The sequence below is a fragment of the Sulfurovum sp. TSL1 genome, from assembly GCF_019972135.1.
Taxonomy (GTDB): Bacteria; Campylobacterota; Campylobacteria; order Campylobacterales; family Sulfurovaceae; genus Sulfurovum.
In genome coordinates, this window is sequence record NZ_BPFI01000001.1 from 247380 (window position 1) to 274139 (window position 26760).

The following is a 26760-nucleotide window of genomic DNA, read 5'->3' on the forward strand; positions in this document are numbered from 1 at the left end:
GTGTGATATGCATAATATATTTTAAGCTGAATCAACTCCATCTTATTGTCCATAATTATTAGTATACCTTCTCTATTATATAATCTTAAGTTATTTATATTACAATATCAAGAAATATATCAAAGGAAATACTATGGATATAAATAAATGGAGAGCCACATGTAGACCTATCAGGATTGTGGTAGGGTTGGCACTTATCGGTTACGGTGCATACTCAGGAAATGCATGGTTCTATCTTGGCGTGGTCCCGCTTATTGCTGGGCTTACAAATTTTTGTCCGGCCTGTATCGCCACGAAAAAGTGTGATACACCGGTGAAATAAACCAGGTGAGGACCTACCTCACCTGGTTTATACGTCATTGTAACGCTATTACGTTAGCACTCTTTTCGTAATTCAACCATTCTACTTGGTTAATAAAGTATAATTTCACAATACAACGCTTCAAAGGTACTGTCTATGGATAAAATCACACAATATTTAAAAGACCATCCTCATGATGAACTGCATCCTTCTGAGCTAGCTAATATTCTCAAAGATCTCAATGAGAAAAGTTTTCATGAAGCATTAAAGGCCATTCCTAGAGAGCTGATCGCAGATGTTGCACTGGAACTTCCGGACAGATATTTTGAAGATATTGTTGAGTCGTTTACCACAAAAGAAATCGCAGATTCGGTCGCTGAACTGGAAAGTGATGATCAGACAGACTTCATGCAAGAGCTTGAAGAGGTGGATAAAGGCATCGCCAAAGCAGTATTTAGCCAGTTGGATGAAGATGACCAGGCAGATATTTTAAAGCTGAAGCAGTATGATGATGATATCGCGGGTGCGTATATGCAAGTGGAAGTCTATACAGCGAACTTGCATGATACTGTACATGATGTGATCAGACAATTTGCGAAATTAAGACGCAATGATGAACTTGAGAATGTGAACTATCTTTTTGTAACGGATGAAAAGCATCATCTTCGCTACGGTATAGGATTAGACCATCTTCTGGTCTTTAATTTTGATCGAACACTGGCAGAGAATATTAACGAAAACCCTGAAAAATATAAACCTATTATGGGATATGATTCTGACGATATCAGTGATATCGTACAGAAGTTTCAAGAGTACGATCTATCGTCTATGCCTATTATTGATGAGGATGGTATACTTCTTGGGCGTATCACTTCTGATGACATTTATGACATTATCAATGAACAGGCGACAGATCAAATGTACCACTTGGCAGGGGTGAATGATGATGCCGAAGAAGATGAAGATATTTTTAAAGCAGGTAAATCACGTGCCGTATGGTTGGGGGTGAATCTGATCACAGCCATTATCGCCTCTCTGGTCATAGGTCTTTTTGAGGATACCCTTCAAAGTATTGTCGCTTTGGCTATTTTGATGCCTATCGTGGCTTCGATGGGGGGTAATGCAGGGACACAAAGCCTTACGGTTGTTGTGCGTCAACTCGCGCTTGGTGACATTGCCCAGCATGATGCCTTTCGTACGATAAAGAAAGAAATCATACTCTCGCTTGCAAATGGTTTCCTTTTTGCTATAATCATGGGTATAATAGCCTCCATATGGTTTGACAAAGGGATGCTTGGTATTGTTATAGCACTCTCGATGGTCATCAATTTGTTGAGTGCAGGTTTGTTTGGTGCTATGGTGCCATTGTTACTCAAAAAAATGGAAGTCGATCCGGCTATTGGAAGTACTGTGGTATTGACAACGGTGACGGATGTTGTAGGCTTCTTTTCGTTCCTGGGTCTAGCGACCCTGATATTATTATAAAGGTAAATTTACATAAATGGAATTGTTAATTCTCTATTTCACTTTGGCAGTGATGATATCCTTCATCTGTTCAATTTTAGAATCTGTTTTACTCTCTGTTAATATGGCCTATGTTTCAGTGCTTGAAAAAGAGCGTCCCATCGCAGGAAGACTTTTAAGAGGACATAAAATTAATATAAATAAATCTTTATCTTCTATTTTGATCCTGAATACGATTGCCAACACTTTAGGTGCAGCTGCTGTGGGGGCACAAGCTGAAAGTATTTATGGAGTGGGTGCGGTCTTTTATGTATCGATTGCCTTGACGTTTGCTATTCTTTTTTTGTCTGAGATCATTCCTAAAACCATAGGTGCAGTGTACTGGAAAGCTTTATCACCTGTGGCAGCGTATGTGATTCATTTTTTCATTTGGATAACGTACCCTATTATCATTTTAACACTCTTTGTGACCAATCGTATAAGCAGAGGTGTTGATACCACCAGTTTGACGAAAGAAGAACTCATTCAGAGTACCTTGCATAGTGAAGATGAGGGGCTGCTTAAAGAGCAAGAATCTGATGTGATTGAAAATATCCTGCTTCTTGATAAGATAAAGATCAAAGATATATTAACGCCTAGAACGGTTGTTTTCGCTTTAGATGGAAATAGAAGCATTAAAGATATTGTGGAGAGTGAACCAGCGATATTTAAATTTTCAAGGGTACCTGTCTACGATGAGAGCATTGAAAATATTACCGGTATAGTCATGACTAAAAAGATCTTTAAACAAGGTTTAAAAGATGGTACTGTAGCGTTAAGTACGATACAAAAAGACATTTTTAAGATCTCAGAAAACCTGCCTGTATCTAAAGCGCTTGATCTGTTCATTAAGAAAAAAGAGCATATGTTTCTTGTCCTTGACAACTATGATCAGACTGAGGGTATCGTAACACTTGAAGACTGTGTAGAGACGATCCTCGGTGTAGAAATCGTTGATGAGAGTGACAGTGATGCGGACATGAGAGAAGTGGCAAAACAGAAGATGCGTTTAAAGCGTAGGTTAGAGAGTATTTCTAACGAAGAAGAGTAAGGCTTGTTTTGTCATTAGCAACACTTGGATTATCTTCGGAGATATTAAAAGCACTGAATGAGAAAGGCTATGAGTCTGCCACGCCTATCCAAAAAGCACTGATCCCCGCTATGTTCACGGGTCGGGACATTATGGCCGGTGCACAGACGGGTACAGGGAAGACAGCAGGATTTTCTCTTCCTATACTCCAAGAGCTCAGTAAAAGTTTTGTTGAAGGACACCATTACCCTAAGGCTGTTATTTTGGTGCCTACACGTGAACTCGCCAAACAGGTGCATGCAAGTATAGAAGCGTATGGAAAGTACCTTCCTTTAAAAAGTATGGTGCTCTATGGTGGAGCAAATTTGACATCACAGGCGAACAGACTGAAAGCAGGAGTAGACATTATCGTTGCTACAAGCGGACGTCTCCTGGAACATATAGGCCAAAAAAATGTCAATCTTGAAAGTGTGGTACACTTAGTGTTGGATGAAGCAGATACGATCCTGGATATGGGCTTTGTCCATGAGGTGAGTAGGATACTCCAGTACCTCCCGGATAAACGCCAGAATGTACTGATCTCAGCGACACTTTCAGGATCTGTAAAAAGACTCGCAGAACAGATACTCCAAAAACCCAAACTCATAGAAGTGGACAGTATGGGAACTTCTGCACAGTCTGTAGAGCAGATCGTCTACCCTGTTGAGAAAGAAATGAAAACTGAGCTGCTCTCCTACCTGATAGGTTCGCGCAATTATAAGCAGGTACTTGTTTTCACACGTAAAAAAGAAGTAGCCGATGAAGTGAGCAGAGAGTTAAATCTCTCAGGGCTAGAAACAGCGGTCATTCACGGAGGTAAAAGTTCTGGGGAGAGATCTAGGGCACTCGAAGGTTTCAAAGAAGGGAAAGTGCGTGTACTTGTTGCGACGGATATCGCAGCACGGGGATTGGACATCCCAGCCTTGGGTGTAGTCATGAACTATGATATCCCTCACGTCACGGGTGACTACATACACCGTATAGGACGTACGGGAAGGGCAGGAGCAAAAGGATTGGCCATTACGCTCATATCTCCTCTGGAAACGGTAGCACTTAAAGAGGTAGAACGTCTTATGGGTAAACGCATTCCTCAAGAGAAATTGGAAGGGTATGCACCTAAGGAAATACCTAAACAAAAAGGTGCACGTAAAAATCCCAATGAACATAAAAAGACAGATGGGGCTTTTGGTAAAAAGAAATCCAAAACAGCGACTGCACCGAAGAGCAAAAAACGTAAAACAACCAAACGTGACGGTTTTAAAGCATTTGATACGGCTAAACCAAAGACGGATAAAAAACGCGGGAAAGGCAGGAAATAACTCTACTGATCCGTTCTTCGTATTCCACAGCGCAATGATACATATTATGTCTTCGCGAAAAGAATTTTAAGACGTTTTATGATTTAAGGTCTTTCAAAAACGCTAGGGTCAATGTATCTTTACCATTTATGAGTTTCTTTCCAACATAGAGTTGTATGCTGTGGAAAAGAAAAAGTTCACCTGCATAGTTGATACCCAAAATAAAAGTATAGTCACCAAAAGTAAATTTTTTCAGCCCTTTTGCTTCAGGTTTATGGGCAGGATTCTTAATGTAAAAACAGATTTCATTGGGAAAGTCGCTTGTACGTTGATCATCATCGTTCAAATGTACCTCACCCAACTCAGACGTTACTTGAACAGAGAGCTTCTGATCAAGTTCATGTGCTCTTATCGTATAATCACCAAATGTAAATTGCATGCTTACTTCCTTGTTTTTTAGATGAAATATTATAGCTTTTATTGTAATGGTTTTATATGAATTTTTGTATAAATAATGCCCAGACTTACCATAGCATAGAACGGAACTTTCTGAAATCTGATTTAGTGATTCTATGTAGTTTAGACTTCCTTTAAAGAAAACTTCCCGATCTCTTCCAAAAATGTAGTAGCATACGAACCTTTAGGAAGATAAAACTCAACGGTAAGCTTTTTAGTATCACTTTCATAATGTGTTTCTACATCTTTAGGCCAGATCCATGCGAAACGTCTGTCTCCTTTGAGACTGTTCAATTCCGTATCATCATAGGCTTCTTCTAGATGGTGGGCATCACTTTTGGCCCTCAGTGCATTGGCCCCACATAGCAGTCCGGTAGGTGAGATCTTCTTTTGTTCGAAGGCTTGAGCACTTTGCTGCATCTCTTTGACATAATCAATTTTTCCATAAGGATAGGGCATGATGACATCACCGAGAAAGAGTTTGAAAAACTGAGGCTGCTTGGCCAAAACTTTCACCAGTTCCAGAGGATATTGGAGTTTTTTTGCCGCCTCTTCAGCTTTATTGTCCCTTACGATGGCAGAGAGCTTGACCCTTGAAGCCAGCCATTTATTGTACAGGTAGCTCTGGTAGGCTGACACAAGCAGTTTTTCTTTACTCCCTTTGAGACGTTTCCCTGAGTGGGCTATCTCTTTGCCCTGCAGATAGGAACGGCTGTCTTCACCAAAGCGCTGGTAACCATAATAGTTCGGTATGCCGTCAACTTGCATTTTTTTCGCCGTGGTATTGAAGAACTTTGCTTCATTTTCAGCAAGTTCATGCAGGATGATGGAAAAGCGATTGCCTTTGAGGTGCCCTATCTTGATAGGCGCTTTGTTGTAGGTGCGTTCCAGTATCTCGATCTTCTCTGTCGTAAGGTTCTTGTTCAGTTCTTTTTCATATTTTTTTGGAAGTGAAATATACTGGATGGTAGTGGCATTTTTATCTTTAAGGCCTGCATAGCCGATGTCACGTTCTTGAAGACCGGTTGCTTTGGCAAGAACCGTAACCAGTTTCCATGTGCTCATATCGGTTTTTTTGATCTTGAGTATGAGAAAATTTCCTGTACCGGTAAAAGCATAAAGAGGTATCTCCTCAACAAAAAAACGTTCGACGGTCTGTTTAAAGTCAAACTTGAGCGGGGTATGGTTATAGGCGTAGGTTTTAATGTGATTCATGGAGAAATTATAGCGAAATAATGATGTGATCAGGAGATATGATCATGAATTGAAATGCTTATTGGATCTTTTTTATGTTTAAAACTTAAATTATAATTTAATATATGATAGACTTATGGACAAAATTTTTGGGAGGATGAATGATGAAATCATTAAAATTTGAGGGAAGCGGGAGAGAGTATTTCAAAATATGGATCGTGAATGTACTTTTAACTATATTGACACTGGGGTTCTACTATCCATGGGCGAAGGTGCGTAATCGTCGTTATTTTTATGCCAACTCTATACTGGATGGTAGAAATTTCGAGTATCATGCCACAGGGAAACAACTCTTTATAGGTTTTTTGGTGGCAATGAGTCTCTTTATTGCCTATGTGGTGATCCAGCAACTTTCACCTATAGGCAATGTTATTTTGATCGGTGCTTTATTTGTAGCGATACCTTGGCTCATTTGGAGAAGCATGATGTTCAATATGCGTATGACAAGTTTTTCCAATGTGCGTTTTGGTTTTGTAGGTAAACTTCGTGATTCTTATATGAACTTCTTCGTATATCCTGCTCTTTTAATGATCGGTTATGTAGTATTGGTGGTTGGTGTGGATGTATTGATGCCTGTATTGGGTATGGGGCTAACATCTTTGATCTCAGTTATTGTATTTTTAACGTTCATTGTGTTTGCCGTTTCGTTCATAAAAAAGAAAAATACTGAATATTTCATCAACCTTTCACGTTATGGACAAGGCATATTTCAAACAAATATTAAGACAAAAGAGTTTATGAACATTATGGTCAAAACAGTAGGTATCGCACTATTGACGATGGTTGTCACAACATTGATCATAGGAGCTTTGGTCTATGCAACGGTAGGACTTGAAACACTTGTTTCTATCCAAGAGGCAGCCAATGATCCTCAAATGATGCAGGCGAAGATGGCTGCTATCATGCCTATCATAGGATTAGCCTACCTGGGGATGATCCTTGCATCCATGTTCATTATGGCATATGCTATGACAAGACAACGTAGCTATGTGTATAAAAATACGACTTTGGATGATGAAATTTCCTTTGGTTCTACACTCAAAGCCAAGCAATTTGCGTGGGTCATGATCACAAACTTTTTGGCTGTGATCGCAACATTGGGTCTTGCTATGCCATGGGCGAAAGTAAGGGTTGCAAGGGTCATGTTGGAAAATACACAAGTGCATACTAATGCAGGATTTGACCAATATATGACACAAAGACAAAATGAATCGTCATCACTGGGAGAACAGATAGGTGATGCCTTTGATGTAGATGTAGGACTGGGATTTTAGAAATATGATACAGGGCAAGTGGTATGCACCGGGAAGTGCAGCATCTCTGGATGCGACACTTGCTACAACATCTGACACTACCTATGTGATCAAGATAGCAAACGGCGCTGTCTATGAAGGCAAATTAACTGTATTGAATGTCGGTAACAGGCTGGGGAACACAGAGCGGAAGATCACACTTGAAGATGGCTCCATCTTCGCTACAAAAGAGAATGACTTTATCGATCATACCTTTAAAACACAGTTGTTAAGTAACGGCTTTATCCATACTCTGGAGTCGAAGATAAGATGGGTTTTCGTCGCACTTGTTATCACGGCATTGACTGCATTTGGATTTTTTAAATGGGGTGTGCCATGGAGCAGTACAAAGATAGCCTATATGTTGCCTCATGAAACCAATGAGATCATAGCCAGCCATACTTTAGAGTTTCTTGATACGTATCTATTTGAAAAGAGTCAGATCTCTCAAGCTAAAATGGAAGAGATACGCCGACATTTTACATCTAAATTAGTTCCGTTAAGTGAAGACAAAGAGATAAATTACAGAGTGCATTTTCGTTTATGGCGTGATGGAAACGTAAGTATACCTAATGCATTGGCATTGCCTTCAGGAGATATTATCTTAACAGATAAATTTGTAGAGTTATCAAAAAATAAAGATGAAATTGATGCTGTACTACTGCATGAAATGGGACATGTCGTACATCGTCATACTTTAAAGATGGTGATAGAGAGCACATTTATCACAGTGGCTGCGATGATGATAGTCGGAGACAGTAATGGATTGGCAGATATGGGAGTTGGGTTAGGTTCACTGCTCGTAAGCAGCAGCTATTCACGTGGTCATGAATCTGAAGCAGATCGCTATGCATTTGAGCAGATGCTTACTGAAAAGATCGATCCTATGGCATTTTCAGATATCATGAATCGTATGATGTCCTATATGGAGAGATCAAGCAAACATGATAAAAAGGGCAAAGAGTCCGATGAGGATATTTTGGATTATGTTTCTTCTCATCCTACTACCCAAGCGCGTGTCAAGATAGCACAACAGTACAGTGAATGTTTCAAACAAGGGTTGACTACCTGTGAAATAGCTTTAGAGTCCCAATAAGATTCAACCGCATTTACCGGGCGCACATTTCATACCGTTAAATTGTCCTGTCAGTGTACCATCGGTACTTCCTTCATGCATTTTATCCATTCTTTCTTTCATCATTTGCGGATGTGCGATGAAGTTGTAGCCTTTGTAAAGTGTGATCCCCCCATAGAGAATAACAAAGAGAGAAGCCAGCTTCATCATGGTACCTCGGAGGGAGCCTTTTTGTAAGATCTTTGTGAGGAAGCCTAAAAAGAAAAGTGCGGGGATGGTCGCCAGCCCGAATGTCGCCATCACCAAAGCACCGGAAATGGGATCAGCGGTACTTGCCGCAAAAATAGCAAAAGAGTAGACAAGTCCACAAGGGATGATACCATTGAGCAATCCCAAAAGATAAAAGCTAAGATAGGATTTGTCCGACATGAGTGCTCTAAAGCTGTTTTGATACCAGGCATATTTGGAAACAGACCATTCAGCAGAATTCAGAAATTTGAGATTTCCTATAAGAGAAAGACCTGCGAGTATCATCAGCATACCTGTGATGAGAAAAAGTATCCCTTTGGTAGTAGGTGTAAAGGCGACCACTTGCCCCACATAGCCAAATAGAGCACCCAAGATCGCATAGGTCGTGACACGTCCAAAGTTATAGGCCAAGTGTGCAGCTGTTTGTTGCAGATAACTTGTTCTTTGATCTATTTTTGTAGAAGAGTATGCAACAACGATCCCGCCACACATACCAATACAATGTCCAACACTTCCTAAAAAAGCGGTTGTTAAGATAATAATTAAATCTATATTGCCCATGGAGATAGCCTCTTTTGTAAATAGTGATAAAACTATAGTATTATTTTGTTAAAATAGTGTTAATAAATCATAAGGGCAGTATCGTGTTTAAATTTTTAAAACGTAATTTTATGAAAATGTTTAGAGAATTACTTGTATACCATCACAGTTCTTTAGAATACAGAGCAAAGATCCTCACCCTTATGGTCTCAGCGAACGGCGAGATCTGTGAATGTGAAAAACAAAAATTGAAAGAGATCGCACATAGCATTTATAGTGATGATCAGGAAAGAGCAGAACTGCTCATCGATATGGTCAATGAATACCATACAAAAATTGTAACCAACAACGGGCTGGATTTTGAGCATCTTGTTATGTTGGTCAAAAATGAGACCAAAGAGGTACCTCGTTTTACATCAAAGATAGATATGGGGCTTCTAATGCAACTGCATGAATGTATGGACAGTGAGGAGGATACCCTGTTCCAACAGCGTATTATTGAATTTTTACAGGGCCTTAAGGACGAATATGGAGTGGTATAGATTTATTATTTTTGGTAAAGTACAGGGTGTATTTTATCGAAAGTTTGTTTCTCAGTCCATGATGAAGAAACAATTCAAAGGCTACATACAGAACCTTGATGATGGTACAGTTGAAGTCGTCGCTGAAGTATTTGATGATGATTTTGATACGTTTATGTCTATTTTGAACGAAGGATCACCAACTAGTTCTGTAGAGGATATACGTTATGAGATCATTCATGATGCAGACTTTAGAACCGACGGTTTTGAGATACGATATAAGTAGGAGTGTCAAATGAGTAGTGGTTGGGGATGTCAATTTATGGGAACAAAAGGTGATGATAAGGAGTGGTGTTTAAAACTGCATCATCATTGTGAACCCGGATGCAAAGGATGCATCATCGCTGGAAAAGTAGAGTTCTCTACTCCGAATATCAGTGAAGAACAGGAGAGGAAGGTCAAAAAACGCAGTGACAACCCTCTAAGTGGCAAGTAACTACGCCATCTCTTTGCCAAACTTCTCTTTGAGTTTTGCCAGCTTCGGCGGAATAACTGCCATACAGTACCCCTGCATAGTGTTTTGACGGTAATAGTCCTGATGGTAGGCCTCTGCTGTATAATAAGACTCTAAAGGTTCTATGATCGTGACAATAGGGTCTTTATACTCTGCTTGTGCTGCTGCCATCGCCGCTTCGGCAGCTTCTTTGGTCTCTTCATCGGTATAGAGGATGGTCGATCTGTACTGTGTGCCTCTGTCTGCGCCTTGTCGGTTGAGTGTGGTAGGGTCATGTATCAGAAAAAAGATCTCCAGTAACGTGTCTACTGTGATGATGCTGTCATCATACGTGATCTTAATCACCTCTGCGTATCCTGTGTCACCAGTACAGATATCTCTGTACGTCGGATTAGGCGTATGCCCGTTCGCGTACCCACTCTCTACGTCACTGACACCTTTAAGCAATTCAAAGACTGCTTCCGTACACCAGAAACAACCACCACCGACTATAAGTTCTCGTTGCATTATCTATCCTTTTATTTCTCTAAAACTACAATGCGTATGGGGCAATGTGCTTGTTTAATTTATATTTATTTTATACGCTATAATACCTAAGAAATTAAAAATTAATCTAAATAAGGGGTTTTCTTATGAATATTAATGTTGTATGTCCCCATTGTTTTAAGGTGAATCGTATACCTAAGAAAACATCATATAGTAAAGCCAACTGTGGGGGTTGTAAGAATTCTTTACTTAAGAGTGCACCTGTCTCTGTCGATGCAGACAAGTTAGGTACTTTTATTGCAAACTCGGATGTGCCTGTTGTGGTTGACTTTTGGGCCCCTTGGTGTGGTCCCTGTCTGCAGATGGCTCCTGCTTTTGAAGAAGTCGCTTTGGCCATGCCGCTTCAGGCACAGTTTCTCAAAGTCAATACGGATGAACAGCAGGCTTTGGGTACGCAGTACGGTATACAGAGCATCCCTACGCTGATCGTATTTAAAAACGGAAAAGAAGTGAATAGAGTGAGTGGTGCTTTAGATACCGGTAGACTGCAAAGCTGGGTAAGGCAGTATCTCTAGATGAGTAAAATATTATTGTTGGAAGATGATGCCAACCTGAATGAAACGGTCACAGAATTTCTGGAAGACAAGGGTCATGATGTGGTAAATGTCTATGATGGATATGAGGCACAGGAAAAATTGTATGAGAGCAAGTATGACCTGCTTCTTTTGGATGTCAATACGCCAGGTATGAATGGCTTTGAACTTCTCAAAGAAGCCAGAGAGAATGATGTGGTGGCACCGGCTATTTTTATCACTTCTTTGGATTCGCTGGATGATCTGGAAAAAGGATTCGAGAGCGGATGTGATGACTACATACGGAAACCGTTTGCGCTCAAAGAACTACAGATACGTGTGGAGACACTGCTTAAACGAGCTTTTTATCATGAGTCTAAAGAGTTGATAAAGATTGCAAAAGATATTGCTTATGATATCAAAAATAATGAACTGATCATCAACGGTAAAACGGTATCTTTGGGACATAAAGAGTCTCTGCTTCTTAAACTCTTTATGAAAAATGAGGATGAGGTCATTGTTCATGAACGCATCTATAAACATTTATGGGATTTTGATGAAGAACCTAGTGATACGGCACTCCGTACGTATATCAAAAATCTTCGTAAAATCATAGGTAAGGAAAGAATTGTCAGTATTAAAAAACAAGGCTACAAATTCACTGCTGAGAAGTGAGAAAAAATCTCTTTTGAGATTTTTGACACTCTATGTGGCCATGGTCATATTTCTGATCACACTGTTATCACTGTTTTATTATCAAAGTCAGGAAAAACTGATGCTTTCTGACCAGCGGGCGATGTTGACAAAGTATGCCTATATCCAGACAAGAAGACTTAAAGTACTGCATCATTTTTTTCCTGAAAGAACAGAATATCCTCGTGATCCCCGTTTCAGATCAGCTATTTATGACTTGGAACATATGAAAATATTTTCATTACTGGAAGATGAAAATGTGCGTTTTGATGCAGAAGAGATATATATTACGAATAGTCATATACATTTAGTGAAAATGCTGGATGAGTTTTATCTGGGGACCAAATACCTTATCATAGAAGTAGAGGACAGCGGTGCATGGAGAGGGGAGATATGGACAAATATCATCACTTACGGTATGGCTGTTTTTATCTTTTTTATGCTCTTTGGACTCTATCTTGCTAAACTGTTTTTAAAGCCAATGCGGGATTCCATTGTACTCTTAGACAGGTTTATTAAAGATACGACGCATGAACTCAATACACCGCTCTCTGCGATACTGGCTAACATAGAGATGATGGATACCGATGTAATGGTAGAGAAAAATAAGACCAAACTGGCACGCATCAACATTGCAGCCAAAACGGTTTCAGTTCTCTACAAAGATCTCACGTATCTCATGTTGGAAGAAGAGAAAGAGAACCACGATGAAGAGATTGAGATCAAAGAACTGATCCATAACAGGGTAGAGTATTTCTCTGTTTTGGCACAGTCAAAACATATAGCGTGTGATCTGGATCTGGAAGAGGCGACTATTATAATGGATAGACGTAAATTTACCAGAGTGATAGACAACCTGATATCCAATGCGATCAAATATAACAAACGTAACGGTACCATAGGCATAAAATCGAGAGAAGGGTTGTTGGTTATCTCGGATACAGGTATAGGTATCAATGAAGAAAAAATACCTTTTATGTTTGATCGCTATATGAGATTCAACAGCAGTGAAGGCGGTTTTGGTATCGGTCTGAGCATCGTGAAAAAAATAGTGGATGAATATCATATCTCAATAGAGGTTGAGTCAAAAGAAGGAGAGGGTACAAAAATGGTGTTACGATGGTAAAGTCTATCATATTATGTTTCGTCCTGTTTTCAGGTGTATTTGCTCAGGATGCGTATGAACGTCACTGTGTGGAGTGCCATAAAGAGCTACCTACATCTTTACAGCGTATGTTTATGCGTTACCTGCTTGTGTACAGCGGTGAAGAAAATGTGAAAGCCGGACTGAAACACTATTTGAAATACCCTTTAAAAGAGATCTCTGTGATGTCTGACCTCTTTATAGACACGTATGGTATTAAAGAAAAAAGTACATTGAGTGATAGTGAAATCGATGAAGCTTTGGATATCTATTGGGATAAATATAAGGTGTTTAACAAGTTGAAATAGTTACACATTGACAAAGCTTTAGATATCTATTGCAATAAGTTTAAGGTTTTTAATAAGTTGAAGTAGTTACAATAACTTTGGATAAGGTTATATTATAAATTAAAGGAAGAATGAAATGAAAAGAATAGTCACTGTACTTAGTCTTGTTGCATTTGCAATGGTTAGTACGCCTACAGTCGCATCAGCGAGTGTAAAAAAAGGTCAAAAAATATACAAGAAAAAGGTGAGAAAATACTGTGGATTCTCAGGTGTGAGATTTGCAAGACACCATAATCAGGATGAGTGGGAAGAGATCTATGATGATGGTGAATTCTCAGCAGAAATGAAAAAAATTTGTCCTAAATTACCTTTAAATAAAATTAAAAAATCATGGTGGAAACATCTGTATGAGTTTACTTATGAGTATGGTGAAGGCGGATCGCACGTTCCAAAGTGTTAAACCAAATGTAACTTCTTGAAGCAGTTGTTAACCTTCTGCTTCTTCTTTCACACACTTCACAATATTTTCACAATTACATGCTATTATACTTTTACCTAAAAATAAAAAGGATTACATATGAAGACTACAACTAAATTAGCAGTTGCTGCTTTACTTGGTATGACATTACTTTCATCAACTGCATCTGCAGATGTGAAAAAAGGTCAAAAAATTTATCTTAAGAAGCTTAAAGCTCCTTGTGGATTCAATGGTGTTAAGTTTGCACAATCACATACGCAAGATGAGTGGGAAGCGATCCATGAAGCTGGTAAATTTGAGGATGAAATCAAGAAAATTTGTCCAAAAGTAAAAAAATTCAAAGCAAAATATATTCCAGATGTATATGATTTTGCATATGAATATGCAAGCGATTCAGGTAACGTACCGTCTTGTTAAGGTATGTATCTTAAAAAAAATAGAGGTGGAAGGTCCGCTTTGAGCGGACCTTCTTTATATGAAATAAATAAACTTAAAGGAATTAAAATGAAAAAAATTGCAATCGCGATGTTATTTGCTGGATCTACATTACTTATGGCTGATGGTGCTGCTGCTTACGCTAAATGTGTTGGTTGTCATGGTGCAAACGGAGAAAAAGCTGCTCTAGGTAAATCTGCTGTGATCAAAGGTCAAGATGCTGCAAAAACAGTTGAGCAACTTAACGGTTATAAAGCAGGTACACTTAACCAATATGGCATGGGTGGTCTTATGAAAGGTCAAGTAGCTTCTATGGATGATGCGACGATCAAAGCTGTTGCAGATTACATCGCAGCAATGAAATAAATTTTATACACTTTACATTCAGAAGCCTTTTGGCTTTTGAATGCTCTTACACTCTTTTTAAAATCCCTCTTTTATTATTCTTATTATTTTGTAGCTTCAGTATATTTTTTTATTTTCCTGGCCTCATATGAATTGGCATTTGAACAACTATTACATACTGCTTCCGCATTTTCCTGTTTCACATTTCATTGTGGGTATCTCTTTCTTGGGTGCTTTTACGGTATTGTCTGTTGAACATTTTGTGCTCAGTCTCCCGGTTTCTTTGACACGTACACAATCATAGATCTCTTTCGTTGTTAAGGCTTTCAGTACACATTCCCGTCTGTTATCCTCTTGTGCAAGCTGGCTTAAGATATTCATTTTCTTTTTTACCAGTAAGGCAGAACCATCCACCATACTTGCCCCACATTTTCCCGGACCACATTTCATTCCATCTTCTGTTAAGTTATCTGTTTTATCTTTATCTGTACATCCTGACAGAAGTGATAGTGTGACAAGCAGTGTAATCGTCAGCTTTGATCTCATTTGGTCTCCTTAAGCTCTTTTAACTGATATTTCTCATACATTTCATAAAAAATAGGGATGAGAAAGAGGCTGAGTATAGCGGAACTGACTAGACCTCCTATCATCGGTGCAGCGATACGTTGCATGACCTCACTTCCTACCCCCGACGTGTACATGATAGGCAGAAGTCCCATCAGGATCGCAAAGACGGTCATGAGTTTGGGTCTCACTCTTTGAACGGCACCTTCATAAATAGCATCGGAGAGATGTTGAGTGTTAAATTGTTTCCCCATTTTTTGATGCATCGCTTCGACACTTTCTTGTAAATAGACGATCATGACTATGGCTGTTTCTGCAGCAATTCCCAGAAGTGCCAGGAAACCGACTATCACTGCAATACTCATATCGAACTGTAATAGATAGAGGTAGATTATACCGCCTAGCAGGGCAAAAGGCAGTGTACAAAATACAATAAGGGTAGGTACGATTTCTCCCAACGCAAAATAGATCAGGATCAATATCACTAACAGTACAACAGGCACGATCCATTTTATTTTTTGCATAGCCGAGTGAAGGTATTCTGACTGTCCTTCCCATTCCAGATAATATCCGGGAGGGAGATGTATATCTTTTAAAACTTTAACGGCCTCTTCTTTGTATTTGACGGCACTTACGCCTGTTTGTGGCGTAATATAGATGAAAGTTACCGGTGTTGCCATCTCACTTTTGATCACAGAGGGACTCTCTTTGTATATGACAGTGGCAAAAGTAGAAAGCGGTACAAATCCGAGTGGTGTTTTGACCGGTATATTGCGTATATCATCAAGATTTCGACGCTCTTCCTCTTCAAAACGCAGTGCGATAGGGTAACGTTCCAAACCTTTATACATGGTAGTGATCTTTTTCCCACCTATTGCTGCAGATGTATAGTCATCGATCAGTGACTTGGAAATATTATAACGCTGCAGCGCCTCGGTATCTATGTTGATATCTATGAAATATCCTGCACTTGCCTGATCAGAGAAAACTGACTGTGTCCCTTTAAGTGCACGAAGTTTTGACTCGATCTGCATGGCTACAGATTGCAGCCCCTGTGCATCTTTCCCATAGAGTTTGATACCCAGGGGGGTTCTGATACCTGAGAGTAACATGTCAATACGACCACGTATAGGGTAGGTCCATGAGTTCACAAGGCCAGGTACCTGGAGGGCTTCTTCCATTTCCGCCATCAGTTTTTCATAGGTCATCCCTGCGCGCCATTGTGATCTGGGTTTAAAGGTAATGATGGTTTCGATCATACCAAGAGGGGCAGGATCTGTGGCTGAATTGGCACGTCCTCCCTTACCGAACACCGTATCAACTTCCGGAAAACTTTTAATGATCTTATCGGTTTTCTGTGTCAGTGCTTTGCTTTGATCCACTGAGATACCATACGGTGTTACAGGCATATACATAACGGTTTGCTCATTGAGCATAGGCATAAATTCCCAGTTTAATTTTTGGTAAAGAGGGAGTGAAAATGCAAGTCCGCCAATAGCAAGAAAAATAACGAGGTATTTGAATTTTAAAGCATGGACCAGAAGTGGATGATACAGCCAAATAAAAAAACGATTCAGCGGGTTTTTTGATTCGGGTATGATCCTTCCTTTGATGAAATATATCATGAGTACAGGTACCAGTGTGACAGAGAGTATCGCTCCTGCTGTCATTGCAAAGGTTTTTGTAAAAGCAAGGGGGTTAAACAGTAACCCCTCTTGACCGGAAAGTGCAAAGATGGGCAAAAAAGAGACGACCACAAGTGCCAGGGCAAAAAAGATAGGACGTCCTACAAGTTGAGAAGATTGAATGATGGTTTTGATACGCTCATCATTCTTCAGAGGTTCACCATGTTCTTTGGTTTTTTTATGTATGGCCTTATGTGTATTTTCTATCATCACGATAGAAGCATCTACCATGGCACCGATAGCGATAGCGATACCTCCCAGACTCATAATATTAGAGTCAATGCCAAAGATCTTCATCAGTAAAAATGGGAGGGCTATGGTTAAGGGGAGTACGATGAGCATGATAAGTATGGAACGAAAGTGCATCAAGAATAGACCAATGACCAGGATCACGATGATACTCTCTTCGAATAATGTCGTTTGAAGTGTTTTGATCGCTGATGCTATCAGCCCTGAACGGTCATAGGTCGTAACAACGTTCACATCTTCTATTTGGAGTTCTTGCATTTTGGACTTGATACGTTTTATGACCGAGTATACATCTTCCCCATACCGTACCATGACGATACCTCCGACCACTTCTCCCTCTCCATTGAGGTCAGCCAGTCCGCGTCTGGCACTTGGGACCCTCTCTACACGTCCCACTTGAGAGAGAGTCAGAGGCACACCGTTTTTGGTCGTCACGACAAGTTGACGTATCTCATCCAGATCTTTGATATAGCCTTTGGCCTGTACCATCCATTCATAACCGTTTTGAATGACGATGCGTCCACCTGTGTCATTATTGTTCTCTTTGAGTGTTTTAGAAATATCCTTGATAGAAAGATTGTACTGGACCAGTGCATCATTGTTCACCGTAATCTGATACGTTGGTACAAATCCTCCTATACTGGCTACTTCACTCACCCCGTCCACACCCATCAGCGCGTATTTGTAGTAGTAGTCTTGAATCGTTCGCAGTTCATCAAGGGTCTTTGTTTGAGAGGTCAGTGCATATTCGTATACCCATCCTACACCTGAAGCATCAGGTCCAAGGGTGACTTCCATCGTATCTGGAAGCTGACTTTGTATGGATGCAAGCTGTTCAAGTACACGGCTTCTTGCGGAATAGAGGTCTGTACCTTCTTTAAAGATAATGTAGATCAGGGCAGTTTCATAGGTTGAAAAACCGCGGACGGTTTCAATATCCGATATCGCAAGAAATTGTGAAACCAGTGGATAGGTTCCCTGCTCTTCGATGATCTCCGGGCTTTGTCCTTTCCATGTAACCTGTACGATGACCTGTGGAGGTGAAAGGTCCGGCAGGGCATCCAGGGGGGTATTCCTCATGGCCCAAATGGAACCTATGATGAGGAAGAGCGTGGTCATAAGGACAAGAAAACGATTTTTAGCCGAAAATACGATAAGTCGTTCTATCATTAGTAGATCCCGTGTATCTGAGCATCGGAGTCCATCATGAAGAGTGCATTGTTCACCAGTGTATCTCCCTCATTCAGCCCTTTTATAATTTCATAATGTTTCGCGTCTAAAGATTTGATCTGAATGACCACAGGTTCATACTCTCCTTTAAATTCAGTTACAAGAAAAGCATACCACAGTCCATTTTTGCGTATAGCTGCAGTACGAGGTATAACAAGATGACTTGCCGCATCGGCTGAGGCATATACTTTTGCATACATGCCCGGTTTTAATACAGTATCTTCATTGTCAAGTTGAAGTCTTAATGTGGCTGTTGCTTCTTTTGGGTCCAGCTCGGGGTAAAGAAAGTTTTTTTTGGCTGTATATGTTTTCGAAATACCTTTGGCATTGACCGTAAAATTTGTAAGGAGAGGCAGTTTCTCTATCTCATCCTGATAGAGTTTGACCTCTATCCATACTTTGTCCAGATTGACGATCTGAAAGAGCTTTTTTTGTGGGTTGAAAGAGGCACCTTCATTAATATTTTTTTCAAATATCCACCCGGACTGTGGTGCATAGATAGTTGTGAACTCATCAACCTTACGTTCAGTGTTGATACGTTTGATCTCTTCATCATGTACACCCAAGAGACGCAGTTTGGTTTCCGCACTCTGAAGCATTTGAGGTGAGGGGTGCTTTTCATTGAACTCCAAAGAGTGTAAGTAGTCCTGTTTGGATTTGTATACTTCCGGAGAATAGACATAGGCCAAAGCATCTCCTTTTTCTACTTTTTTATAGAGTGTATCAGCAAACAGTTTTGTGATATAGCCTGAAAACCATGCATGTACATCTATCTTTCGTGAGTCCTCCGCAACGATATATCCGTAGTTGATCTGCTCCTTGGAAGCAGTCATTTTTTTTACTTTTACTGTCTTCACACCGAAAAGCTGTTCTATAGTGGGAAGAGAGCTATTGTGTTCCTGAGAGAATAAAAAAATCGGGATCAGTAAAAGTGTGATCGTTGTTTTTATATGTATGGATACCATTATATTTCACCTATAAGAGATTTTAGTTGTGCCTGTGTTCGAAGGTATTCGGCTTTGATGGAGATACGTTGTTCTTCCAGGTCCAGTTTTTGTTCCAGTAGATTGGTGTAAGCAAAAAGGTCACCTCCGCTTTGAATACCCGATTGACTCAGTTCGATCATATGTTCAAGCTGAGGCAGGCTTTCATTTTGGATAATGTGATAGATCTGGTAGGCTTCAGTGAGTTTGGCATACATCACAGTAATTTCACTTTCCAAAGAGGATCTGTAGTCTAACGAAGCACATGCAGCAGCAAGGGCTTCCTTGCGTGCAGCTTCAGCCTGATGCTCTTCTGAACCATATAAAGGTAGAGAGACCCCCACTGTCACAGAGGCATAATCAGGAAATTCCTGACGGTTGTAATAGCCTACATTCACATAAGGGTCAGGTGCCATATTTAGCTCTTGTATGACTTTGTTCGCCTCTGCGATATGCTGCTCAGAGAGTTTCATATGGTAATTTAGATTGTTCTGTGACCTGGAAAGATAACTTTCCAATGATCCGGGACGTTTGATCTCCAATGGATCAGATACCCTGGAGACCTCACCTTGTACAAGGTATTTGAGTGTAGTCTGCTGGTTCTTCAAGATCATCTTATAGCGTTCATATTTTATTTTTATTTTGGCGAGCATCAAGCTTGCAGCCATACTGCTGGTATGACTTCTATTCTCAGTAGATGCATAGGAGGTATAGAGATCTATATTCTGTTTGGCGACAGCTTTATAGCGGTTGACAACGCGGATACGTGCTTCAATCTCTTTCATGCTATAGGATGTCATGCGTATCTCTTTAGCCAGTGTGATCTTGGCTGCTTCATAGGAGTCCAATATCAGACTTTTTTGTGCTGTCGTAAAGTTTTTTCTTGCATCGAGTTTGCCGAACCATGGAAATTTTTGCTTTACATTGATAGCATTGAACTGCATAGGTTCAAGACCACGGTCCGAAGGATGATCAAACTGTATGTCATTGATGGTCAAAGAGATATCCGGGTTGGAGAAGTTCTGACTTTCATCTATACGTTCATCCATGGCAGAAAGGCGGTGCTGGATAGTCTGGAGTGAAGGGTGCTTTTTAAGTGATTGATCGATAAGTTGTTGAATACTTTCTGCCTGCAGTACTCCTACAGTCCATAAAGTAAAAAGAATGATGCGCATTGGTTCTCCCGGATTTTGTGTAGCGTGCTGATAAAGTTATGCGTATTTTATCGTATTTATGTGTACCTCGTGTGTAATGTCTGAACAGTATAAAATAAAGGTGAAAATATGGGTGAGATATAAAAAACAATAAAACCTATAGATTTACTTGACATTAAAAAAATATTTGGATAATATACGCTTATTAAATGAAATAAGCACTTGTAAAAACCCTAGATATTTACATAGGACAAGGCATTGTACTTTTTTTTGGTTATTTTAGTCTCCCCTAATACTCAAACTGAGAAAAAAGTCAATATTATTGTAAAGTACTCTAGGGTCTTTAGAGGTGCTAATGATATGGTTAACTAAAAAGTTGCTTCAGTGAAAGGAAAGAATATGTCTCCAAGTTGTCCGATATCTACAAGAAGAATCGACGCCAATATGGTAAGAATGATCTCTTTTCAAGTAGCACTTTTTACATTCATATTTTTGATCACTCAAGAAAGCTCTTTTGCATGGGTCATACTCTTTGATTTTTTGATGAGAGCATTACGTTTCTCAGGCTTCAGTCCATTTCAGATGATTGGAAAGTTCGTACTTAAGGGGTGGGGGGTTGCACCTAAACTTTGTGATGAATCACCAAAGAGGTTCGCTCTCTATCTGGGGTTGGTCACTTCGTTGTTCATTGTGCTCTTCTATTTTGCGGGCTTTACACTATTTGCTACTCTGTTAGCGGTTATTTTATTAATTTGTGCATTACTTGAGACATTATTCGATTTTTGTATAGGATGTAAGCTATACTACGCAATACAAATCGGTAAAGGTCTTTTAGGAAATGATAGGAATATCCAGTAAAACAATCTATGCGATCGCTGCACTTCAGGAGTTGGGTTCCATTCCCGATGATAAAGTTCTCAAGATAAAAGAAATAGCAGCCAATGCATCCATTCCGCAAAACTTTTTGGAACAGATACTCTTAGAACTGAAAAAACAGGGGCTTCTTACCAGCATCAAAGGTGCACATGGCGGATACAAACTGGCAAAAAGCCTCAACGATATCACGCTTAAAGATGTGGTGCTTATTCTGGAGTCAGATATATTTGCTGACAACTACCAAACAGATAGCCAGGCACTTAAACTCTTTTGGGATGATATTAAACAAAAAGTCTCGGCGGTGTTCGAGATCCCATTGTCTGAACTGAAGAACTATCAACTGAAAGCCAACCAAATACTAAATTATTCAATATAGGGACAAAGATGAACAATACCACTGATTTTGACTATTTCAATACCTTGCTTGTCCAAAGTGTAGGTTCCAAGGTAGGACCCATTGCACCTACGATCACCCCGTCCGCTGCCTATGGTTACGAAAATGCTGAAGAAGCAGAAGGTATCTTTGCTGCCCAGGTCAATAAACCACTCTATGCAAGAGTAGGAAATCCGACAAATGCCAAACTGGAAGCTATCGTAGCGAAGATGGAAGGCGGATTTGGTGCCATTGCCACCTCTTCAGGTATGGGTGCGATCTCGATGGTATGCAGCGCTTTTTTATCTGCAGGAGATGAGTTGCTCTGTATCGGCGGTTTCTTTGGTGGCACCTATTCACTTGTCAATGAAACTTTGGCACGTTTTGGTGTGAAGAACACTTTTTGTACCGTAGACGATTTTGAACATATTGAAGCAACACTTCAGCGCGGTATCAAGATGGTGCTTTTTGAGTCTGTAGGGAATCCAAGCCTTACACTGCCTGATATACAGCGTATCATCGATCTTTGTAATCAGTATGAGACATTGGTCATGATAGACAATACTGCGACACCGCTTTTGGTCCGACCACTGGAGATGGGAGCGGATATCTCTGTGCACTCTTCAACGAAAAATATGTCCGGACATTCGGCTGCACTCGGTGGTATAGCTGTTTTCAGAGCAGTAAAAGAAGAGGGTGATAAACTGATGAACCCGAAATATGCCGATGTACACAAAATAGTCAAAAAGATGGGAGAAAAAGCATTTATACCTATCTGTAAAAAACGTGCCATTCGTGATTTCGGTATGACTGCCAATGCCTTTGGTTCATTTATGACCATGATAGGACTGGAAACACTCTCACTCAGGGTAGAGAGGATCAATAAAAGTGTCGAAACAGTCGCAGCATTACTGGATGAAAAACTGCCTGAGGGGGTGAGTGTAAACCACCCGTCATTGGCATCAAGCCCTGATCATGAACGATACAAGTCAGACTTTGCACAGGGCTGCGGTCCGTTGCTCAGTATAGACTGTGGAACAAAAGAGCGGGCTTTTACGTTTCTGAACAAACTGAAGTATGTGATACAAACAGCAAACATTGGGGACAATCGAACACTTGCACTGCATATGACAAGTACTATCTATAGTGATTTCAATGAAGAAACCCGTAAATTTCTGGGTGTCCATGAAGGGTTGATCCGTGTTTCCATAGGTTTGGAAGATCCTAAGGTCATTGCAGAGGACTTTTTACAAGCAGCGAATGCATTGTAAGAATCTCTTATAAGTAGGTATCGTGCTGTATAGATCACTTCGTTCTTCTCTTTTGATCATCTGTTTGTTGGTTTCTCTTGAGGCCAACAGTGCACAAGAAGGGCTAGCATATCTCAACAGTATAAGAGAAAAGAGCGGTCTTATCAAACTAAAAAGCAACAAGGCTTTACAAAATGCAGCAGCTTCTCATGCCCGCTATCTTATACAGAATCAACAAAGCGGACATTATGAAAAAAAAGGACACCCTGCCTATACAGGTAGTACACCCTCACAGCGTGTCGTAAAAGCAGGGTATCCTTCTATGTTTGTGATGGAAAATGTCTCTATCAATACCGTAGGCCAGAAAAAATCCATAGAGAATCTTTTTTCCGCGATCTACCACCGTTTGGTATTTTTGAATTTTGATACGGACGAGATAGGATATGGATCTTCTTCTGCCAATAAAAAAAGACAGGTAAAACAAGCATATGTCTATAACATGGGTGCTTCAGGTATTGCAGCATTGTGTAGAAGATCTTTTACTTTGACCAATGGTACCTATTATATGAGAGATATTTGCAAACAAAGTAGCAAGATGGTACCTCAGTCACTTTTTGAAGCAACAAAAGATAAAGTACGGCGTAAAAACAGAGAGATCATACTCTATCCCTATGCGGAACAAACGGATATCTGGCCTGCATTTTACAATGAGTCTCCAGATCCTCTGCCTGGTTATAAGGTGAGTGGTTTTCCTCTTTCTGTACAGTTCAACCCTGCATATTACAGCCATGTCACGTTGAAAGCATTTCGTCTCTATAATGAAAATGGAAAGGAGATCGAGGAGACCAGGATCCTGCAAGAGAACAACGATCCCAACCATATTTTGACTGCATTGGAATTCGTACTGATGCCACTGAAAAGACTGGAGTTTGACACAAGATATACGGCAGTATTTGAAGCGGTTGCCGATGGAGTTAACGTGAAAAAACATTGGAAATTCAGAACATCAAAACCTGAAGCAAAAATCTATAGAGTGAATGGAAATACGATAACATTGGCAGTAGAGGCAGGTACCACAGCCGTACTCTATATGGTACCCGATTCAAGAAACGATATCTTACACGGTTACAGGTCCAGGGGAGGCATCAATGCTTCATTCCTGGATCAAAATACATTAAAAGTAACGTTCCCGAAGAGACGCTCTTCGGGAAAGGTCAGTCTGGACTTTGGAAAGAAAAAAGTTTTCTTTGACGTACAGTAGTTAGAAGGAAGCTTTCAAACCGTAAAAATAGTTTTGTAACTGCATCATACCTTTCGTCGCAAACTGTTCCATAAAGCTCTCGAGTTTATCTTTTTCTTTCCATCTTGGATCTGTGACGTTTGCAAGTTTCTCCACTTCTGCTTTGGCTTGGCTTTTCACTCCGACATAGTCGATGAGTCCTGCATCTTTTGCTCTTTTGGCTGAAAATATATGCGCATCTGCATAGGCTTTGGCATGCTTTATATCTAATCCCCTAGCATTGGCTACATCACTGACAAAAAGTTCATAGGTATCTTTGGTAAGCCTTTCAAGTTCAGCACGTTCTTCATCTGTCCACTCTCTTGTCGGCGTACCTGCCTCTTTGTAGGTACCTTCTTTGACTATCTGTGTTTTCACACCGATCGTATCCATCAGTTCCTCTATATTTGCACTCTCCATGATGACCCCGATAGATCCAACGATGGAACCCGGATTGGCAATAATGGTATTTGCATAGATAGAAGCATAATAACTGCCGCTTGTCATCATACCCGAAGCATAAGCAACCACGGGTTTATGCTCTTTTAATGCTTTGATCGCATAGGCGATCTCAATGGAAGGCGGAACCGCACCTCCGGGTGAATTCACGTTGAGCAGTACCCCTTTTATCTTAGGGTCTTTTTGTATCTCTTCTATCTCTTTAAGTATCATCTCCGCATCGATGATGGGACCTGCAAGCTGTATCTCCTGTAGATTGGCAGGCTTTAATTCAGTCGTTGAAGTGGGCATAAGCACAAGCAGAACAATGAGTAAAAAAAGCATTCCAAAAAAGTGTTGACCGATCCATTTGATCACTTTACCTATAGCACTAAACATATTTTTCTCCTTCGATATAAACTTCGGAAACCTCTTTTGTATGCAAGATACTCCACAGCGCCAACTCTTCAGTTCTTTTAGGCGCTTCAGGCAGAGTGACGACTGCAAAGTCCGCAAGTTTGTCGACTTCTATTTTACCACAGTTCAAACCCAATATCTCAGCAGCATCTCCGGTCACTGCTCGCAGCAGTTTCTCGGAAAGTTCCTGGATAGGTATGTCATGGTGCAGCATGATCGCAGCTTTGAGCTCATCGAAGATATTGAGTGAATCGTTGGAACTTAATCCGTCTGTGGCGACACTGAAAGGAAGGTTTAGATCTTCAATGGCAAGCCTTCCGCATCCCAGGTATCTGTTGGAACGTGGACAATGGGCGATAGAGTGCCCTTTATGGGCCAAATAGTCTAACTCCTCCTCTGTTGCCTGTACACAATGTGCAAAATGTGTCGGATAGGTATCAAAGGCATGCATGAACTCTTCAATATTTGTGACAGTGGTTGTGGTGTTAAAGTATTTCAGAAAAAATGCTCTGAGCGTACCGCTACTGGATTCAAGCCATTCTCTTTCATCCTTTGATTCTAAAAAATGCGTACTGAGGGGCATGGTGTGTTTTTTGGCCAGAGTGACCGCTTTTTGCAGCAGTATCGGGTGTACAGAATAAGGGGAGTGTATCGCTATGGCCGGGGTGATACGAGCACGCTTGTCACATGACTGTGAGGCTCTGACACGCTCCTGAAAGTCACCATACAGCATATCTGCGTACATGGCATTTGAGCCTATGAGTTCATTGAAAAAGACCACACGTTGAGGGGTTTTCTCACACACTTCAAGTTCGTTGCCAAAACTTGAAATGGCACCAAAAGCAGTGATTCCTGAACGCAGCATATTTTGACACTCGTGAAGCATTATTGCATTGTTGCATGCCCCCATAAGCTCCTCTCTGTGTTCTATAACAGAATCAAGCCAGGGTTTGAAAGCACCATACAATAAAGAGGTTTTGTTCGCAGAGAACTCCAGATGTACATGGGTGTTGATAAATCCAGGATAGAGTATGGAGTGCGGCTCGGTCCGGATGACCTCTGCATCGGGATAACGTTGGGTGAGTTCTTCCAGCGGACCAATATCTTTAATGATTTCTGTAAATGCAACTGCTTGATTTTGTACATAGCCATGGGGTGTATAGAGAAAGTCTGCATTTATTATCTTCATTTTGCCTCACCTTTAATATATTTTGATAGAATAATACCTAAATTATATAAACAAGGTAGAAAATGAAAATAGTAGTGATCCAAGGTCCAAACCTCAATATGCTGGGAATTAGAGAGAAAAACATCTATGGTCCGATGAAATTAGAAGATATCCATGCACAAATGAAAGCATTTGCTGATCAAAACAAAACAGAGATCGAATTTTTTCAAAGCAACTTAGAGGGTGAGATCGTAGATCGTATCCAGGAGTGTATCGGTGATGCTGACGGTATCATTATCAATCCGGCTGCATATACGCATACCTCTATCGCAATTCGTGATGCGATTGCTGCGGTACAGATACCTACACTTGAAGTACACCTTTCAAACATTTATCAAAGAGAAGAATTTAGACACAAGTCACTGATAGCACCGGTATGTGCAGGTCAGATCTCAGGTATGGGACCATTTAGCTATCACCTGGCAATGGTCGGTATGACACAAATGCTTTCAGAAGTGGCAGCAATGAGAGAACACCAGGCAAAAGCACAAGCAGCAGCACAACAACAATAATCTAACCCTT

31 protein-coding genes are annotated in these 26760 nt (G+C 40.4%); 21 read left to right on the forward strand and 10 right to left on the reverse strand.

Annotation, left to right across the window (positions count from 1 at the left end; all coding sequences use genetic code 11):
- Window positions 1–133: 133 nt before the first annotated feature.
- From LDM98_RS01215 to LDM98_RS01230, 4 genes are all read left to right on the forward strand, one after another.
- Complete coding sequence (locus LDM98_RS01215) at window positions 134–322, forward strand: DUF2892 domain-containing protein (RefSeq protein ID WP_223897414.1); 189 nt, start codon at window positions 134–136, stop codon at window positions 320–322.
- Between the two features lie 135 nt (window positions 323–457).
- Entirely contained in the window at window positions 458–1786 is a 1329-nt protein-coding gene (gene mgtE, locus LDM98_RS01220; RefSeq protein WP_223897416.1) for a magnesium transporter, read from the forward strand.
- A 16-nt stretch (window positions 1787–1802) separates the two neighbouring features.
- Window positions 1803–2855 (forward strand): CNNM domain-containing protein, encoded by a 1053-nt coding sequence (locus LDM98_RS01225; protein ID WP_223897417.1) that lies wholly within the window; start codon window positions 1803–1805, stop codon window positions 2853–2855.
- Between the two features lie 8 nt (window positions 2856–2863).
- Window positions 2864–4192, forward strand: coding sequence for a DEAD/DEAH box helicase (locus LDM98_RS01230; RefSeq protein WP_223897419.1), 1329 nt, complete (start codon window positions 2864–2866; stop codon window positions 4190–4192).
- 76 nt (window positions 4193–4268) lie between these two features.
- Here LDM98_RS01230 and LDM98_RS01235 read toward each other — a convergent pair whose 3' ends face one another.
- On the reverse strand, window positions 4269–4610 hold the full coding sequence (locus LDM98_RS01235; protein WP_223897421.1) for a hypothetical protein: 342 nt from the start codon (window positions 4608–4610) through the stop codon (window positions 4269–4271).
- Window positions 4611–4750: 140 nt separating this feature from the next.
- A complete protein-coding gene (gene truD / locus LDM98_RS01240) occupies window positions 4751–5842 on the reverse strand; it encodes a tRNA pseudouridine(13) synthase TruD (protein WP_223897422.1) in 1092 nt (363 codons plus the stop codon).
- Between the two features lie 143 nt (window positions 5843–5985).
- Between truD and LDM98_RS01245 the strand changes: the two genes are divergently transcribed.
- Window positions 5986–7155, forward strand: coding sequence for a YjgN family protein (locus LDM98_RS01245; protein WP_223897424.1), 1170 nt, complete (start codon window positions 5986–5988; stop codon window positions 7153–7155).
- A gap of 4 nt (window positions 7156–7159) precedes the next feature.
- A complete protein-coding gene (locus LDM98_RS01250) occupies window positions 7160–8269 on the forward strand; it encodes a M48 family metallopeptidase (RefSeq protein WP_223897426.1) in 1110 nt (369 codons plus the stop codon).
- Between the two features lie 3 nt (window positions 8270–8272).
- On the opposite strand, the gene LDM98_RS01255 is transcribed toward LDM98_RS01250, so the two are convergent.
- A complete protein-coding gene (locus LDM98_RS01255; RefSeq protein WP_223897428.1) occupies window positions 8273–9058 on the reverse strand; it encodes a sulfite exporter TauE/SafE family protein in 786 nt (261 codons plus the stop codon).
- A 110-nt stretch (window positions 9059–9168) separates the two neighbouring features.
- Between LDM98_RS01255 and LDM98_RS01260 the strand changes: the two genes are divergently transcribed.
- The 3 genes from LDM98_RS01260 to LDM98_RS01270 are packed head-to-tail and all read left to right on the forward strand — an operon-like array spanning window position 9169 to window position 10054.
- Window positions 9169–9579 carry a hypothetical protein gene (locus tag LDM98_RS01260; RefSeq protein WP_223897431.1) on the forward strand — a complete coding sequence of 137 codons (411 nt, stop codon included), beginning with the start codon at window positions 9169–9171 and terminating at the stop codon, window positions 9577–9579.
- Window positions 9566–9844 (forward strand): acylphosphatase, encoded by a 279-nt coding sequence (locus tag LDM98_RS01265; RefSeq protein ID WP_223897432.1) that lies wholly within the window; start codon window positions 9566–9568, stop codon window positions 9842–9844. The genes LDM98_RS01260 and LDM98_RS01265 overlap by 14 nt, the downstream gene beginning before the upstream one ends.
- A gap of 9 nt (window positions 9845–9853) precedes the next feature.
- The gene (locus LDM98_RS01270; RefSeq protein WP_223897433.1) at window positions 9854–10054 is read left to right on the forward strand and encodes a hypothetical protein; all 201 of its coding nucleotides are present in this window, start codon (window positions 9854–9856) and stop codon (window positions 10052–10054) included.
- On the opposite strand, the gene msrA is transcribed toward LDM98_RS01270, so the two are convergent.
- Entirely contained in the window at window positions 10055–10579 is a 525-nt protein-coding gene (msrA, locus tag LDM98_RS01275; protein WP_223897434.1) for a peptide-methionine (S)-S-oxide reductase MsrA, read from the reverse strand.
- A 125-nt stretch (window positions 10580–10704) separates the two neighbouring features.
- On the opposite strand from msrA, the gene trxC reads away from it, so the two are divergent.
- The 7 genes from trxC to LDM98_RS01310 all read left to right on the forward strand — a co-directional run bounded on the left by trxC (window position 10705) and on the right by LDM98_RS01310 (window position 14533).
- Entirely contained in the window at window positions 10705–11133 is a 429-nt protein-coding gene (gene trxC / locus LDM98_RS01280) for a thioredoxin TrxC (protein ID WP_223897435.1), read from the forward strand.
- A complete protein-coding gene (locus LDM98_RS01285; protein ID WP_223897436.1) occupies window positions 11134–11805 on the forward strand; it encodes a response regulator transcription factor in 672 nt (223 codons plus the stop codon). It abuts the gene before it with no gap.
- Window positions 11759–12949: a HAMP domain-containing sensor histidine kinase gene (locus LDM98_RS01290; protein ID WP_223897438.1), complete on the forward strand. Its 1191-nt coding sequence runs from the start codon at window positions 11759–11761 to the stop codon at window positions 12947–12949. The genes LDM98_RS01285 and LDM98_RS01290 overlap by 47 nt, the downstream gene beginning before the upstream one ends.
- Window positions 12943–13275, forward strand: coding sequence for a hypothetical protein (locus LDM98_RS01295; RefSeq protein ID WP_223897440.1), 333 nt, complete (start codon window positions 12943–12945; stop codon window positions 13273–13275). The genes LDM98_RS01290 and LDM98_RS01295 overlap by 7 nt, the downstream gene beginning before the upstream one ends.
- A gap of 115 nt (window positions 13276–13390) precedes the next feature.
- Window positions 13391–13714, forward strand: coding sequence for a hypothetical protein (locus tag LDM98_RS01300; RefSeq protein ID WP_223897442.1), 324 nt, complete (start codon window positions 13391–13393; stop codon window positions 13712–13714).
- 117 nt (window positions 13715–13831) lie between these two features.
- A complete protein-coding gene (locus LDM98_RS01305; RefSeq protein ID WP_223897444.1) occupies window positions 13832–14149 on the forward strand; it encodes a cytochrome C in 318 nt (105 codons plus the stop codon).
- A gap of 87 nt (window positions 14150–14236) precedes the next feature.
- Window positions 14237–14533 (forward strand): c-type cytochrome, encoded by a 297-nt coding sequence (locus tag LDM98_RS01310; RefSeq protein ID WP_223897445.1) that lies wholly within the window; start codon window positions 14237–14239, stop codon window positions 14531–14533.
- Between the two features lie 150 nt (window positions 14534–14683).
- Here the strand turns inward: LDM98_RS01310 and LDM98_RS01315 are convergent, their stop codons facing one another.
- Genes LDM98_RS01315 through LDM98_RS01330 form a run of 4 tightly spaced genes read right to left on the reverse strand, consistent with a single transcriptional unit; the run spans window position 14684 to window position 20398 of the window.
- Window positions 14684–15058: a hypothetical protein gene (locus LDM98_RS01315; protein WP_223897447.1), complete on the reverse strand. Its 375-nt coding sequence runs from the start codon at window positions 15056–15058 to the stop codon at window positions 14684–14686.
- Window positions 15055–18180, reverse strand: coding sequence for an efflux RND transporter permease subunit (locus LDM98_RS01320; RefSeq protein WP_223897449.1), 3126 nt, complete (start codon window positions 18178–18180; stop codon window positions 15055–15057). The genes LDM98_RS01315 and LDM98_RS01320 overlap by 4 nt, the downstream gene beginning before the upstream one ends.
- On the reverse strand, window positions 18180–19205 hold the full coding sequence (locus LDM98_RS01325; protein ID WP_223897451.1) for an efflux RND transporter periplasmic adaptor subunit: 1026 nt from the start codon (window positions 19203–19205) through the stop codon (window positions 18180–18182). The genes LDM98_RS01320 and LDM98_RS01325 overlap by 1 nt, the downstream gene beginning before the upstream one ends.
- Window positions 19205–20398: a TolC family protein gene (locus LDM98_RS01330; RefSeq protein ID WP_223897453.1), complete on the reverse strand. Its 1194-nt coding sequence runs from the start codon at window positions 20396–20398 to the stop codon at window positions 19205–19207. Before LDM98_RS01330 ends, LDM98_RS01325 begins: the two co-directional genes overlap by 1 nt.
- A 378-nt stretch (window positions 20399–20776) precedes the next feature.
- On the opposite strand from LDM98_RS01330, the gene LDM98_RS01335 reads away from it, so the two are divergent.
- The 4 genes from LDM98_RS01335 to LDM98_RS01350 are packed head-to-tail and all read left to right on the forward strand — an operon-like array spanning window position 20777 to window position 24137.
- Window positions 20777–21235 (forward strand): DUF4395 domain-containing protein, encoded by a 459-nt coding sequence (locus LDM98_RS01335; protein ID WP_223897455.1) that lies wholly within the window; start codon window positions 20777–20779, stop codon window positions 21233–21235.
- Window positions 21216–21629: an Rrf2 family transcriptional regulator gene (locus LDM98_RS01340; RefSeq protein WP_223897457.1), complete on the forward strand. Its 414-nt coding sequence runs from the start codon at window positions 21216–21218 to the stop codon at window positions 21627–21629. The genes LDM98_RS01335 and LDM98_RS01340 overlap by 20 nt, the downstream gene beginning before the upstream one ends.
- An 8-nt stretch (window positions 21630–21637) precedes the next feature.
- Complete coding sequence (locus LDM98_RS01345) at window positions 21638–22897, forward strand: PLP-dependent aspartate aminotransferase family protein (RefSeq protein WP_223897460.1); 1260 nt, start codon at window positions 21638–21640, stop codon at window positions 22895–22897.
- A 22-nt stretch (window positions 22898–22919) separates the two neighbouring features.
- The gene (locus LDM98_RS01350) at window positions 22920–24137 is read left to right on the forward strand and encodes a CAP domain-containing protein (RefSeq protein WP_223897462.1); all 1218 of its coding nucleotides are present in this window, start codon (window positions 22920–22922) and stop codon (window positions 24135–24137) included.
- On the opposite strand, the gene sppA is transcribed toward LDM98_RS01350, so the two are convergent.
- A complete protein-coding gene (gene sppA / locus LDM98_RS01355) occupies window positions 24138–24992 on the reverse strand; it encodes a signal peptide peptidase SppA (protein WP_223897464.1) in 855 nt (284 codons plus the stop codon). It lies immediately after the preceding gene.
- Entirely contained in the window at window positions 24985–26199 is a 1215-nt protein-coding gene (locus LDM98_RS01360; RefSeq protein ID WP_223897465.1) for a metal-dependent hydrolase, read from the reverse strand. Before LDM98_RS01360 ends, sppA begins: the two co-directional genes overlap by 8 nt.
- Window positions 26200–26261: 62 nt before the next feature.
- On the opposite strand from LDM98_RS01360, the gene aroQ reads away from it, so the two are divergent.
- Entirely contained in the window at window positions 26262–26750 is a 489-nt protein-coding gene (gene aroQ / locus LDM98_RS01365) for a type II 3-dehydroquinate dehydratase (RefSeq protein ID WP_223897467.1), read from the forward strand.
- The last annotated feature ends 10 nt before the right edge of the window (window positions 26751–26760 follow it).

What these genes read in the sequence shown, in the direction of transcription:
- LDM98_RS01345 (WP_223897460.1), top strand. Translation starts at nt 21,638, where the DNA reads ATGAACAATACCACTGATTTTGACTATTTCAATACCTTGCTTGTCCAA.
- aroQ (WP_223897467.1), top strand. Translation starts at nt 26,262, where the DNA reads ATGAAAATAGTAGTGATCCAAGGTCCAAACCTCAATATGCTGGGAATT.
- LDM98_RS01330 (WP_223897453.1), bottom strand. Translation starts at nt 20,398, where the DNA reads ATGCGCATCATTCTTTTTACTTTATGGACTGTAGGAGTACTGCAGGCA.
- mgtE (WP_223897416.1), top strand. Translation starts at nt 458, where the DNA reads ATGGATAAAATCACACAATATTTAAAAGACCATCCTCATGATGAACTG.
- LDM98_RS01265 (WP_223897432.1), top strand. Translation starts at nt 9,566, where the DNA reads ATGGAGTGGTATAGATTTATTATTTTTGGTAAAGTACAGGGTGTATTT.
- LDM98_RS01360 (WP_223897465.1), bottom strand. Translation starts at nt 26,199, where the DNA reads ATGAAGATAATAAATGCAGACTTTCTCTATACACCCCATGGCTATGTA.
- trxC (WP_223897435.1), top strand. Translation starts at nt 10,705, where the DNA reads ATGAATATTAATGTTGTATGTCCCCATTGTTTTAAGGTGAATCGTATA.
- LDM98_RS01310 (WP_223897445.1), top strand. Translation starts at nt 14,237, where the DNA reads ATGAAAAAAATTGCAATCGCGATGTTATTTGCTGGATCTACATTACTT.
- LDM98_RS01285 (WP_223897436.1), top strand. Translation starts at nt 11,134, where the DNA reads ATGAGTAAAATATTATTGTTGGAAGATGATGCCAACCTGAATGAAACG.
- LDM98_RS01325 (WP_223897451.1), bottom strand. Translation starts at nt 19,205, where the DNA reads ATGGTATCCATACATATAAAAACAACGATCACACTTTTACTGATCCCG.
- LDM98_RS01295 (WP_223897440.1), top strand. Translation starts at nt 12,943, where the DNA reads ATGGTAAAGTCTATCATATTATGTTTCGTCCTGTTTTCAGGTGTATTT.
- LDM98_RS01305 (WP_223897444.1), top strand. Translation starts at nt 13,832, where the DNA reads ATGAAGACTACAACTAAATTAGCAGTTGCTGCTTTACTTGGTATGACA.
- LDM98_RS01335 (WP_223897455.1), top strand. Translation starts at nt 20,777, where the DNA reads ATGTCTCCAAGTTGTCCGATATCTACAAGAAGAATCGACGCCAATATG.
- truD (WP_223897422.1), bottom strand. Translation starts at nt 5,842, where the DNA reads ATGAATCACATTAAAACCTACGCCTATAACCATACCCCGCTCAAGTTT.
- LDM98_RS01215 (WP_223897414.1), top strand. Translation starts at nt 134, where the DNA reads ATGGATATAAATAAATGGAGAGCCACATGTAGACCTATCAGGATTGTG.
- LDM98_RS01270 (WP_223897433.1), top strand. Translation starts at nt 9,854, where the DNA reads ATGAGTAGTGGTTGGGGATGTCAATTTATGGGAACAAAAGGTGATGAT.
- LDM98_RS01250 (WP_223897426.1), top strand. Translation starts at nt 7,160, where the DNA reads ATGATACAGGGCAAGTGGTATGCACCGGGAAGTGCAGCATCTCTGGAT.
- LDM98_RS01260 (WP_223897431.1), top strand. Translation starts at nt 9,169, where the DNA reads ATGAAAATGTTTAGAGAATTACTTGTATACCATCACAGTTCTTTAGAA.
- LDM98_RS01340 (WP_223897457.1), top strand. Translation starts at nt 21,216, where the DNA reads ATGATAGGAATATCCAGTAAAACAATCTATGCGATCGCTGCACTTCAG.
- LDM98_RS01255 (WP_223897428.1), bottom strand. Translation starts at nt 9,058, where the DNA reads ATGGGCAATATAGATTTAATTATTATCTTAACAACCGCTTTTTTAGGA.
- msrA (WP_223897434.1), bottom strand. Translation starts at nt 10,579, where the DNA reads ATGCAACGAGAACTTATAGTCGGTGGTGGTTGTTTCTGGTGTACGGAA.
- LDM98_RS01320 (WP_223897449.1), bottom strand. Translation starts at nt 18,180, where the DNA reads ATGATAGAACGACTTATCGTATTTTCGGCTAAAAATCGTTTTCTTGTC.
- LDM98_RS01225 (WP_223897417.1), top strand. Translation starts at nt 1,803, where the DNA reads ATGGAATTGTTAATTCTCTATTTCACTTTGGCAGTGATGATATCCTTC.
- LDM98_RS01235 (WP_223897421.1), bottom strand. Translation starts at nt 4,610, where the DNA reads ATGCAATTTACATTTGGTGATTATACGATAAGAGCACATGAACTTGAT.
- LDM98_RS01300 (WP_223897442.1), top strand. Translation starts at nt 13,391, where the DNA reads ATGAAAAGAATAGTCACTGTACTTAGTCTTGTTGCATTTGCAATGGTT.
- sppA (WP_223897464.1), bottom strand. Translation starts at nt 24,992, where the DNA reads ATGTTTAGTGCTATAGGTAAAGTGATCAAATGGATCGGTCAACACTTT.
- LDM98_RS01315 (WP_223897447.1), bottom strand. Translation starts at nt 15,058, where the DNA reads ATGAGATCAAAGCTGACGATTACACTGCTTGTCACACTATCACTTCTG.
- LDM98_RS01245 (WP_223897424.1), top strand. Translation starts at nt 5,986, where the DNA reads ATGAAATCATTAAAATTTGAGGGAAGCGGGAGAGAGTATTTCAAAATA.